The organism is Pseudomonas fluorescens group sp., from assembly GCF_020093335.1.
GTDB classification, from domain to species: domain Bacteria; phylum Pseudomonadota; class Gammaproteobacteria; order Pseudomonadales; family Pseudomonadaceae; genus Aquipseudomonas; species Aquipseudomonas petroselini.
Genome location: NZ_JAIOKW010000053.1, coordinates 1 through 12,969, shown reverse-complemented (window position 1 = coordinate 12,969; position 12,969 = coordinate 1). Strand labels below are relative to the sequence as shown.

The 12,969-nt window shown below is 61.2% G+C and carries 15 protein-coding genes and 2 pseudogenes; 5 read left to right on the top strand and 12 right to left on the bottom strand.

Translation table 11 applies throughout. The annotated features are described in order from the left end of the window. Positions 1 to 46: 46 nt before the first annotated feature. Genes K7431_RS28850 through K7431_RS28835 form a run of 4 tightly spaced genes read right to left on the bottom strand, consistent with a single transcriptional unit; the run spans position 47 to position 1,870 of the window. Positions 47 to 535, bottom strand: a complete 489-nt coding sequence (locus K7431_RS28850) for a periplasmic heavy metal sensor (RefSeq protein ID WP_012723811.1) — start codon at positions 533 to 535, stop codon at positions 47 to 49. Then, positions 532 to 963, bottom strand: coding sequence for a hypothetical protein (locus tag K7431_RS28845; protein ID WP_012723810.1), 432 nt, complete (start codon positions 961 to 963; stop codon positions 532 to 534). The genes K7431_RS28850 and K7431_RS28845 overlap by 4 nt, the downstream gene beginning before the upstream one ends. Next, positions 960 to 1,538 carry an RNA polymerase sigma factor gene (locus K7431_RS28840; protein ID WP_012723809.1) on the bottom strand — a complete coding sequence of 193 codons (579 nt, stop codon included), beginning with the start codon at positions 1,536 to 1,538 and terminating at the stop codon, positions 960 to 962. Before K7431_RS28840 ends, K7431_RS28845 begins: the two co-directional genes overlap by 4 nt. 20 nt (positions 1,539 to 1,558) lie before the next feature. Continuing rightward, the gene (locus tag K7431_RS28835; RefSeq protein ID WP_043205242.1) at positions 1,559 to 1,870 is read right to left on the bottom strand and encodes a YXWGXW repeat-containing protein; all 312 of its coding nucleotides are present in this window, start codon (positions 1,868 to 1,870) and stop codon (positions 1,559 to 1,561) included. Positions 1,871 to 1,882: 12 nt separating this feature from the next. Here K7431_RS28835 and K7431_RS28830 point away from each other — a divergent pair, with 12 nt between their 5' ends. Together K7431_RS28830 and K7431_RS28825 are read left to right on the top strand one after the other, a co-directional pair. Continuing rightward, positions 1,883 to 2,047 (top strand): hypothetical protein, encoded by a 165-nt coding sequence (locus tag K7431_RS28830; protein ID WP_158309471.1) that lies wholly within the window; start codon positions 1,883 to 1,885, stop codon positions 2,045 to 2,047. Between the two features lie 34 nt (positions 2,048 to 2,081). Then, positions 2,082 to 2,222 carry a hypothetical protein gene (locus K7431_RS28825; protein WP_163825752.1) on the top strand — a complete coding sequence of 47 codons (141 nt, stop codon included), beginning with the start codon at positions 2,082 to 2,084 and terminating at the stop codon, positions 2,220 to 2,222. Here K7431_RS28825 and K7431_RS28820 read toward each other — a convergent pair. After that, a pseudogene (locus K7431_RS28820) lies at positions 2,219 to 2,368 on the bottom strand (DUF1652 domain-containing protein); the annotation flags it as partial. The gene K7431_RS28825 and the pseudogene K7431_RS28820 sit on opposite strands and share 4 nt — an antisense overlap. A gap of 91 nt (positions 2,369 to 2,459) precedes the next feature. Between K7431_RS28820 and K7431_RS28815 the strand changes: the two are divergent. Continuing rightward, positions 2,460 to 3,404 carry a sensor domain-containing diguanylate cyclase gene (locus K7431_RS28815; RefSeq protein ID WP_043205241.1) on the top strand — a complete coding sequence of 315 codons (945 nt, stop codon included), beginning with the start codon at positions 2,460 to 2,462 and terminating at the stop codon, positions 3,402 to 3,404. Between the two features lie 266 nt (positions 3,405 to 3,670). Here K7431_RS28815 and K7431_RS28810 read toward each other — a convergent pair whose 3' ends face one another. The 5 genes and pseudogenes from K7431_RS28810 to K7431_RS28790 form a co-directional block, all read right to left on the bottom strand. Beyond that, on the bottom strand, positions 3,671 to 3,931 hold the full coding sequence (locus tag K7431_RS28810; protein WP_012723805.1) for a hypothetical protein: 261 nt from the start codon (positions 3,929 to 3,931) through the stop codon (positions 3,671 to 3,673). A gap of 37 nt (positions 3,932 to 3,968) precedes the next feature. Continuing rightward, a pseudogene (locus K7431_RS28805) lies at positions 3,969 to 4,190 on the bottom strand (GNAT family N-acetyltransferase); the annotation flags it as partial. A 77-nt stretch (positions 4,191 to 4,267) separates the two neighbouring features. Continuing rightward, positions 4,268 to 5,176 (bottom strand): helix-turn-helix transcriptional regulator, encoded by a 909-nt coding sequence (locus K7431_RS28800; RefSeq protein WP_012723803.1) that lies wholly within the window; start codon positions 5,174 to 5,176, stop codon positions 4,268 to 4,270. A 36-nt stretch (positions 5,177 to 5,212) separates the two neighbouring features. After that, positions 5,213 to 5,908, bottom strand: a complete 696-nt coding sequence (locus K7431_RS28795; protein WP_012723802.1) for a fumarylacetoacetate hydrolase family protein — start codon at positions 5,906 to 5,908, stop codon at positions 5,213 to 5,215. A gap of 66 nt (positions 5,909 to 5,974) precedes the next feature. Continuing rightward, a complete protein-coding gene (locus K7431_RS28790; protein ID WP_012723801.1) occupies positions 5,975 to 7,027 on the bottom strand; it encodes an AbrB family transcriptional regulator in 1,053 nt (350 codons plus the stop codon). Positions 7,028 to 7,136: 109 nt separating this feature from the next. Here K7431_RS28790 and K7431_RS28785 point away from each other — a divergent pair, with 109 nt between their 5' ends. Next, the gene (locus K7431_RS28785; RefSeq protein WP_012723800.1) at positions 7,137 to 8,036 is read left to right on the top strand and encodes a LysR family transcriptional regulator; all 900 of its coding nucleotides are present in this window, start codon (positions 7,137 to 7,139) and stop codon (positions 8,034 to 8,036) included. 4 nt (positions 8,037 to 8,040) lie between these two features. On the opposite strand, the gene K7431_RS28780 is transcribed toward K7431_RS28785, so the two are convergent. Both K7431_RS28780 and K7431_RS28775 read right to left on the bottom strand, forming a co-directional pair. Further along, positions 8,041 to 8,370 (bottom strand): hypothetical protein, encoded by a 330-nt coding sequence (locus K7431_RS28780; RefSeq protein WP_043206222.1) that lies wholly within the window; start codon positions 8,368 to 8,370, stop codon positions 8,041 to 8,043. Between the two features lie 91 nt (positions 8,371 to 8,461). After that, positions 8,462 to 10,963 (bottom strand): TonB-dependent siderophore receptor, encoded by a 2,502-nt coding sequence (locus K7431_RS28775; protein WP_012723798.1) that lies wholly within the window; start codon positions 10,961 to 10,963, stop codon positions 8,462 to 8,464. A 253-nt stretch (positions 10,964 to 11,216) separates the two neighbouring features. On the opposite strand from K7431_RS28775, the gene K7431_RS28770 reads away from it, so the two are divergent. Next, on the top strand, positions 11,217 to 12,969 hold a 1,753-nt coding region (locus tag K7431_RS28770; RefSeq protein ID WP_224265971.1), incomplete at its 3' end, for a DUF6531 domain-containing protein.

Here is a 12,969-nt window from a genome sequence, read left to right as displayed (position 1 = left end):
CCCTGAATCCTGATCCCGCCCTTACAGGCGGGATTTTTTTTGCCCGTCATCTCGAATTCAACACCGGCTTATTGAGCTTTTCTCCAGGTTTACCCTGCCCGCGCAAGTACAACGCCTCCACCAGTTTCTGCCGTTCATCCTGGGGCAAGGTGGTGGCGAACTGCGCCAAGGTCGTGTCCACCAACGCACGAAGTGCCATATCCGCTTCGCGGGCCTTGGCCAACTCGGTGACCAGCACGTCCCGGTCCAGCGTCGGCGCTTCCAGTTGCTTGATCACCCCCAGGCGCGCCGCACGCCCGGCCATGATCAACGGCTGGCTGTCAGCACTGTTGTGGCGCAACAGTTGGCGCAACTCCCTGCGCCGCTCCGGCGGCAACTTGATCATGGCCTGACGCAAGCCATGCTGGTTGACCACCATGTCGGCAGGCTTGGCGCCAGCCATCCAGTGGTACAGGCCACCGCCCACACCACCGATCAAAAACACATTGAGCAATACCGAAACAAGCAACCACGGTTTCAGGGATTGGGCGGTCATTGCTCGGCTTCCTCGGCGTTGACGGTAAAGATGACTTGCGCATCACCCTGATCGAAGACGCTGGGCAGCACCTCGGAGGACAGCATCGGCAGCGGCACGCTCATGGACGCCACCAGCATGCCGGTGACGACCCCGGCGATGCCCACGCCCACCAAGCCCGCAGGTGACAGCCAAGCGGCATAGCGCGACCAGAACGACACGCGGCGCGGCGCTGACTGACGGATCTGCCGGGCCAGGGCCGGGTCAGCCAATACCGCTTGATGGCTGTCCAGTTGGGCGTCCAGCCAGCCCGCCTGTTCCAGGGCTTCGCGGGCGCTGGGGTTCGCGCTGTCGAGCAGCGCCTGGGCCGCGCCTTGCTCGGCCGCAGGCCAACGCCGTAAGTCGGCCCCATAGGCGTCGGCCAGATAAGCAAATCGTTCGGGTGTCATGATGTTCCCCTTCCTGGGCGGGCAAGCCCGGGTGTGTCGGCAAGTTGACTGCGCAACTGGCGTCGGGCCCGCGACAGCAGGCTCTCCAGTGCCTCGACGCTGATATTCATCAGGGCCGCGGCGTCGATGTTCGACAGCTCCTGGTAGTACTGCAACACAATGGCTTCGCGCTGACGCTCGGGCAATGCCGCCAAGGCGGCGGCCATGCGGGCGTTGCGCTCAGTGGTTTCCAGCTGTTCATCCAGCGGCGGCGCGCTGTCCGCCAGCGCCAGCGTGTCCGCCTCGGCCAGCGGGCGCTCCTTGCGCCGACGCAAACGGTCATGGCACAGGTTGAGCGCCACCCGGTGCAACCAGGTGTCGAAGCGCGCTTCGCCACTGCGCCAACTGGCCGCATGCCGCCAGATGCGCAGGAAGCTTTCCTGGGCCACGTCCCTGGCTTCGTCGGCATCCCCCAGGATCCGGCCGGCAAGCGCCAGCAGACGCGGCAGTTTGCGCGTCACCATTTCGTTGACGGCCGCAGGTTCGTTGTTCCCGATACGCGCCAGCAGTTCAACGTCCGGATCAGTGTCTTTCAATCGGGCAGTTCTCTAAGACTTCAGCGGATCCAATGCCCTTCACGCCAGTACCAGTTGGGGCCATGCGCTTCCCAATGGCCCGGCTCCCAGCGCGCATTGCGCATGACCGGCTGCCAGTGCCCCGGCACCCAAGCGTAACCGCGCCCTTCCCAGCGCCAGTGCCCACGGTCCCAGGCGTAACCCGGACGTTCCACGGGGATCGCTTCCACGCGTGCCGGCGGCGGCGCCTGGCGGATGATGATTTCGGTCTGGGCAAACACCGGGGTGCTGATACACGCGGCGAGGGCCAGCGGAGCAAGCAAGGCAAAACGCAATTTGGCCAGGGGTCTCATGGCAACTCCTTCATGCAACGCGCGAAAGTGCAGGTCGCTGATGGGTTGAACGGCGGGTACGAAATAATCCGTCGCAGAATGCGCGGATTATTTACGGGCAGTATTGCCCAGGGGATGGCGGGGCTTGATGAAATGTTTGAAAGCTTCGCGACGGATTTATGCAGCTGGCAGCGTTGAAGGATTAACGCTGATCAACCCGAGAGGAAACACCATGTACCGCCGACTTTCCATGCTGGTTGCCGCATTGCTGATCGTCAGCCTCAGCGGCTGTGTGATCGTGCCGGAACACCGCCATTGCTGCTGGCGTTATTACGGCGCGCTCGACACGCCGTCCCACACCGTCAACGGCTAGCTGACCGCTGCAAACCCACGGCGCCCGGCCTTGATCTCGGTGCGCAACTCGCCAATCAGGTTTGAGATGGAACGGATGCTGTCCAAACCCTCAGGGGACACGCCCGTCAGCGGCAGCTCGACCCGACCGGACACCGGTTCAAAGATACCTCCCGTCTGCTGCGTCGGTGAGCACTTGACTCCACGCGCCGATCAAAAGACGCTCTTGGCTTTTGGCCATCATTGTGAGCAGCCCACCATGAGTATCGACCCTCCGAGCCAGCCCGACAGCGATGTGTACAAGACCTTGCTGGAGTCGACCAAGGCCATCCCCTGGCGCATCGATTGGCAGACGATGACCTTCAGCTACATCGGCCCGCAGATCGAGACATTACTCGGCTGGACCCCGCAAAGCTGGGTCAGCGTGGACGATTGGGTCGAGCGCATGCACCCGGACGACCGCGAATACGTGGTGAATTTCTGCGTATCGCAATCTCGCGCCGGGGTGGACCATGAGGCGGATTACCGGGCGCTGACCGTGAACGGCGACTACGTGTGGATTCGTGACGTGGTGCATGTGGTACGTAAGGACGGTGAGGTCGAGGCGCTGATCGGTTTTATGTTCGATATCAGTGAGCGCAAGAAAACCGAAGAGCACTTGGTGCGCCTGCAAAAACAACTCGAGGAATATTCCTACCAGGATGGCCTGACCGGCATCGCCAACCGGCGCATGTTCGACACCGTGCTGGAACGGGAATGGGCCAGCGCCCAACGCAGCCAGTTACCCCTGTCGTTGATCATTCTGGATATCGATTTTTTCAAGCAGTACAACGACCACTACGGCCACATCAAGGGCGATGAGTGCTTGCGTCACGTCGCGCACACCCTGTCCAAGGCAGCCAACCGGCCACGGGATTTCATTGCGCGTATCGGTGGCGAAGAATTTGTGTGGCTGCTGCCGGAAACCGATGCCGCGTCGGCCAGGCAAGTTGCGCAACGCTGCCTGCATCTGATCCGCCAGCAGCAGATCGAGCATGGTTTTTCGGCGGTCTCGAACCTGTTGACCTTGAGCCTCGGCGTCGGCACTCGCCTGGTAAAACCTGAGAGTCCGATGCTGGTGTTTGTCGAAGAAGTCGACAAGTTGCTGTACCAGGCCAAACGTAACGGGCGGATGCGTGCGGAGTTCAGCAACGCCGAAGTTTGACGTCGAGGCCAAATTTCAGGCAAAAAAAATCCCAAGTAGCTGATGGAAACTTGGGATTTAAAAATGCATAAACCGTGGGAGGTGAACGCCCGGCTATAGTACCGACTGTAAAAAGCCGTAACAAGATTATTTTATTCCTTTCGTCGGATTAAAAGCGCCGTAAGTCGTTCAATAACCACACCTTTTTTAAGGTAGCCAGGTATATAAGTGCCACTTTTTGGTGCAACTAGCGCCTATATTTCCACTTATAAAAAAGGGTTATTGGATTAACGCGGTGTGGCACTTTTCGGTGTGTGCCCGATCAGTTGCTCGCATGTGTCTCGGGTTTCAAGAGTATTAGACAACACCGAACGCGCCACACTTTCCACCTGCCTGCACAGTGCCAGGCGCTCATTGGCGGCTTCCCGTTCGCGGTCCACGTCGGCGTTGAGCCGGACGAAATAGATCCCCAGCAACACCGCGACGCAGAGCACTGCGACGATGAAGTAGCGAAAGCTATGGGAGGACGGCAGCTCGGGGGCGTTCATGAGCTTACGGCGCCCTGCTCTTCTCGTAACGTACGTCGTCGCCCGTGGCCAGGTCGACCATGCTGAAGGCGGCCGGCTGGCCATTCACTTCAGCGATCCATGCGCAGGGCGCGGCGCGGATGCTATCGGCCAGCCCCTGCGGGGTGATGCCCAAACCGGCCATCTGCGCGACGCTCAAGTGGTTTTGCACCACTGAAGTACGGATAGTGAACAGCGTATCGACATCGTCCTGTGTCGCCGCCCGGATCGTTGTTTGCATACTGGCCTCCCTGATGAAGGTCGCAATTGTATGCAAATACAAACACAGCGATTGTCGTGGATTTGTAAACCTGTGGCCTACACCGCATCCCCCTGCTGTTGGCGACGAAATTGCCCCGGCGCTAACCCATGGGCCTTGCGGAAACAACGGGAAAAATACGCCTCATCGGTAAACCCGCAACGGTGCGCGATGGGGCCAATCAGTTGCGCACTGTTGAGCAACAACGTGCGCGCCAACTGCATGCGCCGGTCGAGCACCAGGTGCGAGAAAGGTTTACCGGTTTCCTTGCGCAACAGGTGGGTGAGGTAGTTGGGTGACAGGAACGCAGCGGCGGCCGTGTCGGTCAGGTTGAGGGTCGGCTCATGCAGGTGTTCGCGAATGTACCCCTGCACACGCGCTAATGCATCCTTGCGCCCACGTCGCGTGGCATTGTTGGCGGCCAGGGCTTGCAAGGGCTCGGCGTACTGCTCACACACCAGGCCAACCAGTTGAAACAGGTAGCCCTTGAGGCGCTCGCGCGCGCCAAAGGTACGGTGAGCGTCGAGCTCGCGCATGTGCGTGAGCCAGGTTTGCACATGAGTGAAGGCCGCATCATCGAGGATGAAGTCCAGCTGTTCTTGGAAGCGAAACGGCGACAGCTCGGGGGCCTGGCCGATGGGGATGTCTTCCAGGTCCAGGGGATCGCACGTCAGTTGCGGCAGGAAAAACGCCTGGCTGAAGTTGATCAGCATGAACTCGCCGTCCTCGGGATGGGGAATCACATGCAACCGGTGAGGCAGGATAAACGCCAGCGCCTTGCGCGGAAACGGCCGCACCGCGCCGCCGATGTGCTGCACGGTGTCGCCGCCCAGGTTGATCTGGATCTGGAAATACTCATGGCGATGAGGATGGGTGAGCGCCGCCCTCGCGCGTTTGTCGCGGATGTAAAAGTCGGGGCGGTCGCTGCGCTGTTCCATGCCGTAAGTGGTGACGCGGGTGCCTGGCATAAGGGTCTCTCGGGTGGCCTGGGCCCCACTTTAGCCTCAACGTTGGCGGAGGGTGAAACGTAACTCGCCGATGCCGTCGATGCCGGCGGTGACCACATCGCCTGGCTGCAACGCGCCAACGCCGGCGGGCGTGCCGGTGAAGATCAGGTCGCCGGCCTTGAGCGCGACAGCGTTGGAGGCATGGCTGATCACTTCACTGACAGACCAGATCTGGTCAGCCAGATCGCCCACCTGGCGTTGTTCGCCATTGACCTGGAGCCAGATTCTGCCGCTGGACGGGTGCCCTACCGCACTCACCGGTTGCAATGCGGTGCTTGGCGCGGACTCATCAAACGCTTTGGCCCATTCCCACGGACGCGAGAGCTTTTTCGCCTGGGCTTGCAGGTCGCGACGGGTCAGGTCGATGCCGACACCGTACCCCCAGATGTGGGAAAACGCCTGTTCCGGGCTGATGTTCACCCCGTCCTTGCCGATGGCCACCACCAGTTCCACTTCGTGGTGCAAGTCGGCGGTCAGCGGCGGATAAGCGATCACGCCTTCGGCCGGCACCACGGCGTCCGCCGGTTTCATGAAGAAGAATGGCGGCTCACGGTCCGGGTCATGCCCCATCTCACGCGCGTGCTCGCTGTAGTTGCGGCCCACACAGAACACCCGGCGCAGCGGGAAGCGCGCTGCACTGCCCTGTACCGCGAGGGATGGGGTTGGGGTGGGTGTCAATACATAGTCAGTCATCGCCTGTTCCTCTTCATTTACCTGGCCCCAGTATGGCGAGGAGCGCCAAGGCGAAGTTGGACAGGCTTACGCAGATTTTGCACTGACCGGTGCTTGCGCCTGCTTCTCCGGGTTAAGCAGGCGATAGAGTGGCAAGCACGCCGCCTGGATCAGCAGCATGCGGATCACCTGCATCGCCGTCACCAGCGTCACGGCCAGGCCCAGGGCCTCGGCGGTGAGGCTCATTTCCGGTGCGCTGCCGGGCATCATGCCCAGGGCCAGCGACAACCACGGCATGCCCAACCCGGCGCCGAGCGCCCAGGCAGCCAACGCTGTGGTAATCACCGAAGCGGTCAATAACAGCAGCACCTTGGCCAGCAGACCCGGCGCACGACGGAAGAAACTGCGGTCAAACGCGACGCCCAATGCACAGCCGATCAGCAACTGCCCGCTGCCGCTGAGCCAGCCCGGAATGCTCATCGACAAGTTATTGCAGCCCACCCCCACCGCGCAGATCAGGAACGGCCCGAACGTCCACGGGTTGGGCAGCTTGCATTGCTTGAAACCCAGGGCCGCCAGCCAGCCCATCGCCAGGATGAAGATCAGCCATGGCCAGATCACCGGCAATGGCGCAGGCGCAGCCACCGCGGGCAGGCCGAAGGTGGCAACGGCAGGAACCGTCAGCAGGATCAACAGCAAACGGATGCTGTGGGCGGCCGCGATGAATGCAGTATCCGCCTGCCGTTGGCGACCCAGGTGCACCATCTCGCTGGAATTGGCGGGCATCAAGGCGAAGAACGCCGTGCCAAAGGGCACGCCCCAGCGATGCAGGATCAGCACCGAACACAACGCCAGCACCAGCGTCAGCAACACGGCCGTGACGATCAGCCCAAGGTGGGCCGCCACCTGCTGCATCACCGGCAACGTGAAATGACAGCCGATGGCGACCGCCACGATGAGTTGCCCGACGTGGCGCCCATGGGGAATCTCCGGCACCCGGCCACCGGCGCAGCGAGTCAGCATCACGGCCACCAGCGAGCCAATCACCCACGGCAATGGCCACCCCGCCCAACTGGCAAGGCTACCGCCCAGGGCGCCGACGATCAGGGTGACAAGCCAATAGGCGCGAAAGTTGGGCATCGTGTGGCACTCGGCATGGAGAGGAATGCCGACAGGTTATAGACTTGACCTCATCACAGAAAATATCCATTTGTGAAGAAACTCATCACACTTTGTTATGCGAGCCCGTATGAACCTGAAAGCGTTGGAGTACTGCGTCGAAATCGCCCGTCAAGGCAGCTTCACCAAGGCAGCCCAGGCGTTGCACGTGGCACAACCGGCGCTGAGCATGGCGGTGAGTCGGCTGGAAGAGGAGCTGGGCGTAGCCCTGTTCAACCGTGCCACGCGGCAGATCAGCGTGACGGCCGAGGGGCAGTTGTTCCTGGCGCGTGCCGAGGCGTGCCTTGAAGGGTTGGCCGGTGCCCGGCGTGAATTGCAGGACCTGACCCAGTTGCACAGCGGCGAGATCCGCGTCGGTGTGCCGCCGATGTATGGCATCCGTCATATTCCCGAATTGCTGATGCAATTTCGCGCCCGCTACCCCGGCATCGCCATGCATGTGGTGGAAGGCAGCGCCGATGACATCAGCAATCGCCTGGCCACGCGGGACATCGATGTGGCGCTGCTGGAGTCGCGGCGGGTCGATCCGGATTGGGAGTCGGTGTTGCTCGGCAGTGACGAAATGGTGTTGTGCATGCATGCGCAGCACCCACTGGCGGCAGCGTCGTCCATCCCGGCCTCGCGCTTGCAGGACGAGCCGATGCTGGTGTTCGACAACACCTTCCTGCAGCGCCACCTGCTGGACGCCTTTTGCAGCGCGGCTCGGGTTCGGTTCAGCATTGCCCTGGAGAGTAATTTCGTGCCGCTGGTGATTACCGCCACCCGCAGCGGAATGGGCATATCCACCCTACTGCGCTCAGTGCAGGAGCAGGAACCCGGGCTCGCGGGTGTTTCTTTCGAGCCCGCGCAGTTCATGCACTTCAACCTGTGCTGGCGCGCCAACGAGTACCTGTCCCAGGCCAATCAGCGATTTATTGAAACGGCAAAGGCGTATTTCCAGGACGATGAGCGCTCACCGTTGTCGGGCTAAGTGGTCACTTACGCGCGACTTTATAGCGCACGCAATCCTGGTAGAAGCCCTGGCGAATCGCCTCAGGCTTGAGCCGCGAGCGGCTGTCGTAGGTTTGTTCGGTGATGCCCATGGCCATCATGCGCATCCACGATTTATTGAATTTCATGGATTGGATCTTCTGCCGCGCCGCATACAGCGACACCCCGGACAACTTGAGCTCCTGGGCCCTGGCGGCGGTGCCGGCGCCCCAACTGCACATGTACTTGTCACCTTCGCGCAGCTCCCGTGCCTGCACGGCAGCCGCGCCGCCGGCCAGGGAGCAGGCGATCAGCATGATTCCAACAGTGCGCATTTGCATCCCCACCTAACCACCTGAAAATAAAAGCGATTCTGGCGAGGATTTTGTTACAAGGGGGCCATTAAAGTGCCTTATTTGCCCCTCATCACCACTGGTAAGTCGCACTTGCCTGCACGGTGCGCTGCGAGCCATACCAGCACCACGAGTAGGAATAGCAGGACGCGACATACTCTTTATTCGCCAGGTTGGTGGCGTTGAGGGCCAAACGCAGGTTGTCCTTGAGGTGGGTAATGTTCGGGATGTCGTAGTGCACCGCTGCGTCAAACAGGGTATAGCCCGGCACTTTGAGGGTGTTGGCGGTATCGCCCCAGGACGAACCGACATACCGCGCGCCCGCGCCAACGCCGAAGCCCTTGAGCTGGCCGTCGTGGAAGGTGTAGTCGGCCCACGCGGAGGCGGTGTGGCGCGGCACGCCGTACGTGGTGGTGCCTTCGGCAGCGATGGCCGGGCCTACGCCGATGTCGCTGATGGGCGCATAACGCACGGTGTTGTTGGACTTGCTGAGGCGGTTGTCCAGGTAGGCATAGGCGGCGGTGATGTCCAGGTTATCGTTGAGGCTGGCCTTGCCTTCCAGTTCAAAGCCACGCGATTGCACTTCGCCGTCCTGGCTCTGGCAACGGCCGGTGCCACACAGGTGAGTGGGGTCCGGGTCGGTGGTCAGCACGTTGGTCTGGCGCAGGTCGAAAATAGCTGCAGTGATAAAGCTGTTGCTGCCCGGCGGCTGGTACTTGATGCCGATTTCATACTGCTTGCCTTCGGTCGGCTTGAACACCGAACCGCCGTAACCGGTACCCGATTGCGGGTTGAACGACTCCGCGTAGCTGGCATACGGCGCCAGGCCGTTATCGAAGAGGTAAACCAGGCCGATACGGCCGGTGAACGCCTTGCTGTCCAGCGACGACTTGCTCTTGGCACCGCTACTGAGGGTCTGCGTGCTGTTATCGGTGCTGGCCCAGTCATACCGACCGCCCAGCAGCAACACCCATTTGTCCCACTTCATCTGCTCTTGCAGATACGCACCGGTCTGTTCGCTGCGCGAGGTGCCATCGGTGGTGTAGGCCGGCACCGGGACCGCCGCGCCATACACCGGATTGAAAATATCCAGGGTCGGGCCTGCGGTGTAGACGCCTGACCCGGACAGGGTGTCGGTTCTGGTGTTCTGGTAGTCGAGCCCCATCAACAAGGTGTGCTGCAGCGGGCCGGTGTCGAATTTGGCCTGCAACTGGTTGTCGAGAGTGTAGGCATCCATGTTGACATCGCTGGCGATGGTCGAACGGCGAATGGTGCGGTAATCCGTCTGCAGGTAGTTGCTGTAGAGGCTGCGATACTGGCCTTCGCTGCGCAGGTAGCGCGCATTCTGGCGTACCGTCCACACGTCATCGAAGTGATGCTCGAACGCCCAGCCAATGGAGTAGTACTCGCGGTCGCTTTTCTCGAAGTTCTTTTCGCCATCGTAGAAATCCACATCGATGCTGCGCCCGGTCGGGCTATGCAGCACCGAGCCCCAGGCCGGCACCGAACCGTAGGACGCACCTTTGGGGTCCTTCTGGAAATGCCCGAGCAGGGTCAGAGAGGTGGCGTCGTCCGGGCGCCAGGTGAAGGCGCTGGACAATGACTGACGGCGCGTCTCGGTGTGCTCTACCTGGCCATCCGCATCGTCGAAAAGCCCGGCGACACGGTAGGAATACACGGCCTGATCGTCCAGCGGACCACTCAAGTCGAAGGTGGTGCGCTTCTTGTTAAAGGTGCCGTATTCCACACCCACTTCGTGAAACGGCGTGTCCAGCGGGCGCTTGCTGACCATGTTGATGACCCCGCTCGGCGTGCCCTGCCCGTACAACACCGACGCCGGACCGCGCAGCACTTCCACGCGCTCCAGGTCGAAGGCGTCTTTCTGCGGCAAGGCGTCACGGCTCGATGGCATGCGCAGGCCATCGAGGTAGGTGGCCGGGGAGAAACCGCGGATGGTCAACTGGTCGAGACGCGACGCGGTGGCGCCACGGGTTTCCGGGATGACGGCGGCGCTGTAGCGCAGGATCTGGTTGAGGCTCTCGGCGTTTTGCGCACGCATCTGGTCTTTGGTGACGATGGAAATCGACTGCGGGGTTTCGATCAGCGCGGTATCGGTCTTGGTGCCCGACACGCTGCGCGTGGCCACATAGCCGGACACCGGCCCGGTCGGGCTTTCGCTCTGGTAGGCGCCGCTGATGGTGGTGGCCTGCAGCTCCATGGCGCCGCCGGTCTCCGGGATGGCTTCCAGACGGTAGCGATCGGCGGAGATCTTCAACGCTTGCAAACCGCTGCCGGTGAGCAACTGGTTCAGCGCCACATCGGTGTCGTATGGACCGCTCAATCCCTTGCTGCGTTTGCCCCGGGTCAAGCTTGCATCGAATGCCAGTACCAACCCCGCCTGCTCGGCCAGGCTATTGAGCGCCTGGCTCAAGTCACCGGCAGGAATCGAGAAACTGCGCACGGTGCTACTGCTCTCTTCGGCGAAGGAGGACTGGACGGTGAGCAACGGCACGGCGGCAAAAGCCATCGCCACTGACAGGGCCAGTGGATGCAAGGGACGAGCGAGACGCGACATGGGAAATCCTGCGTAAGGGAGGTTCTATTAACCATGACGGCCATGTCGGGAAATCGGGCAAGGATGAGAGCGATTTTTATTTGAGACGTGCGAATGCAATCAGGTTTATCGCTTTTTTGTGTAGCCGTTTAGCTGGGTTTCTCGCGGATTTTCCCGCGGTGTAGTCGGCCTTTTCTGAATTTCTCAACCGTTCATCCAGCCGCTTTTTGCTGCGGCATGCTCCGACGCCTTGCCCTCTGTCGAGACGTCACGGATGACCCACGCTTCCCACATTGCCCTGATCGAACATGAACTGGACGGCTTTCATCAAAGCCTGGTGATTTATCGCCAGCAGATGGGCGCGTGGTATTCGCGTGCGCTGGACGCCGTGAGCCATGGGCTGGACGTGCCGTCGTTGTTGGGGATGGACCGGGTGTTGCGGGTGGGGGATGCGCAGCAATCGGTGAGCCTTTCCGATGCTGACTTTTCGACCGTGACCCGCTGCCCGGTGGGCGGCGAGCTGAAGATCGAGAGCCTGTTCGAGTCGGTGTATGACGTGCCGATTGGCAATATCCCGGTCGAGATCATCGGGCTGGATGATGGCAGTTCCACCGTGATCATGCTGGATGAACAGGGTAAGGGCTCGCACCACTGCGCGGCGGGCGAGCGCTATCAGGTGCGGGTGCAGGGCGGGGTGTCCGAGGAACAGGTCGACGCGCTGTTTGCCTCTTACGCCGGGCTGACCGGGGATCTGGAGCGGTGGCTTCGGGAGCAGTGGTCTGGCTTCAAACCGCACTGGGAACGCTCAACCGCCAGTGCAATTGGCAGCGGCCTGTTGGCGGGCAGCTGGGCGGCGATTCGTGATGTGTGGGACAGCATCAAGCTCGTGCAGGCGATTCTTGAAGACCCGCTGAAGTACGTCGAGCAGTTGGGCACCGAAGCGGCCAAGTTGGCGCAGATCGCCACCGATGCGCCCAAGGTCATGGAAAAGGCCATGTTGCTGGCCAGTGACGAGGCAGCGCTGTACCTGATGTTGCGCACGGCGATGATCTGGTTGGATGCATTGCCACCCAGTGAAATAGCGAAAGTGGCAGCTGGGTTTGTGGTGTCGCTGCTGATCGACTTGGTGATTGGCGTGGTGTTGACCATCGCCTTGCCGGCGGCGGGTGTGGCGTATTTGAGTCTGCGGTTGGTCAAGTATGGGGCGCAGATTCTTGATGCAGCGGTGAGCTTTGTTAAGGGTCTTTTGGCGATTCTGACGAAGTTCCTGCAGGCCGTGGATCGCTATAAGGCGGTCGCGGTTCGCGGGGTGGTCGGCGCGCTCAAGCAAGGCACGATGCAGATGCGCTGGAAGGCGCGGCAGAACGCGGTGCTGAAGCAGAAAGAGCCTGTGGATGATGTGCCGGCTGCTGCTCGCAATCCCAACGGGGATGCGGCTGCCTCTTCCGACAAAACAGCCACTAACGGTTGCCCGGTGTCGATGGTCACCGGCGAGGAACTGCTGACACTGACCGATGGGGCGTTGGACGGGGTGTTGCCGTTTGAGTGGACGCGGTTGTACCGCACCAGTGCGGTGGAAGTGGATTGTGGGCTGGGGTTTGGTTGGAGTCACTCGCTGGCGCATCGGCTGAGTGTTTCCGGTGATTCGGTGGTGTGGACAGATCATGAAAATCGGTCGACTACCCTGCCCTTGCCTACGGTTTCTCGGCCTGCGATTACCAATAGTTTGGCGGAAGCGGCGATTTATCTGGGTGCTGTCCCCGATGAGTTGGTGTTGGCGCAGGCGTCACGGTTCTACCACTTTCGCGACGGGGCGCTGACGGCGATCAGCGATGCGTATGACAACCGGTTGCGCATTACCCGCAATTATCTGGGGCAGATTGAGCGGCTGGATAACGGTGTCGGGCGTTCGTTGTTTTTGCGTTATGCGTCGGGGCGGATCGTGGCGGTGGATTATCAGATCCATCGGGCCACGGGTCTTGAGCCTTTTGTCTGGGTGACGGAACAGAACGTTGTTTCCTACGCGT

What these genes read in the sequence shown, in the direction of transcription:
- K7431_RS28850 (WP_012723811.1), bottom strand. Translation starts at nt 535, where the DNA reads ATGACCGCCCAATCCCTGAAACCGTGGTTGCTTGTTTCGGTATTGCTC.
- K7431_RS28845 (WP_012723810.1), bottom strand. Translation starts at nt 963, where the DNA reads ATGACACCCGAACGATTTGCTTATCTGGCCGACGCCTATGGGGCCGAC.
- K7431_RS28835 (WP_043205242.1), bottom strand. Translation starts at nt 1,870, where the DNA reads ATGAGACCCCTGGCCAAATTGCGTTTTGCCTTGCTTGCTCCGCTGGCC.
- K7431_RS28830 (WP_158309471.1), top strand. Translation starts at nt 1,883, where the DNA reads ATGCAACGCGCGAAAGTGCAGGTCGCTGATGGGTTGAACGGCGGGTAC.
- K7431_RS28825 (WP_163825752.1), top strand. Translation starts at nt 2,082, where the DNA reads ATGTACCGCCGACTTTCCATGCTGGTTGCCGCATTGCTGATCGTCAGC.
- K7431_RS28815 (WP_043205241.1), top strand. Translation starts at nt 2,460, where the DNA reads ATGAGTATCGACCCTCCGAGCCAGCCCGACAGCGATGTGTACAAGACC.
- K7431_RS28810 (WP_012723805.1), bottom strand. Translation starts at nt 3,931, where the DNA reads ATGAACGCCCCCGAGCTGCCGTCCTCCCATAGCTTTCGCTACTTCATC.
- K7431_RS28800 (WP_012723803.1), bottom strand. Translation starts at nt 5,176, where the DNA reads ATGCCAGGCACCCGCGTCACCACTTACGGCATGGAACAGCGCAGCGAC.
- K7431_RS28795 (WP_012723802.1), bottom strand. Translation starts at nt 5,908, where the DNA reads ATGACTGACTATGTATTGACACCCACCCCAACCCCATCCCTCGCGGTA.
- K7431_RS28790 (WP_012723801.1), bottom strand. Translation starts at nt 7,027, where the DNA reads ATGCCCAACTTTCGCGCCTATTGGCTTGTCACCCTGATCGTCGGCGCC.
- K7431_RS28785 (WP_012723800.1), top strand. Translation starts at nt 7,137, where the DNA reads ATGAACCTGAAAGCGTTGGAGTACTGCGTCGAAATCGCCCGTCAAGGC.
- K7431_RS28780 (WP_043206222.1), bottom strand. Translation starts at nt 8,370, where the DNA reads ATGCGCACTGTTGGAATCATGCTGATCGCCTGCTCCCTGGCCGGCGGC.
- K7431_RS28775 (WP_012723798.1), bottom strand. Translation starts at nt 10,963, where the DNA reads ATGTCGCGTCTCGCTCGTCCCTTGCATCCACTGGCCCTGTCAGTGGCG.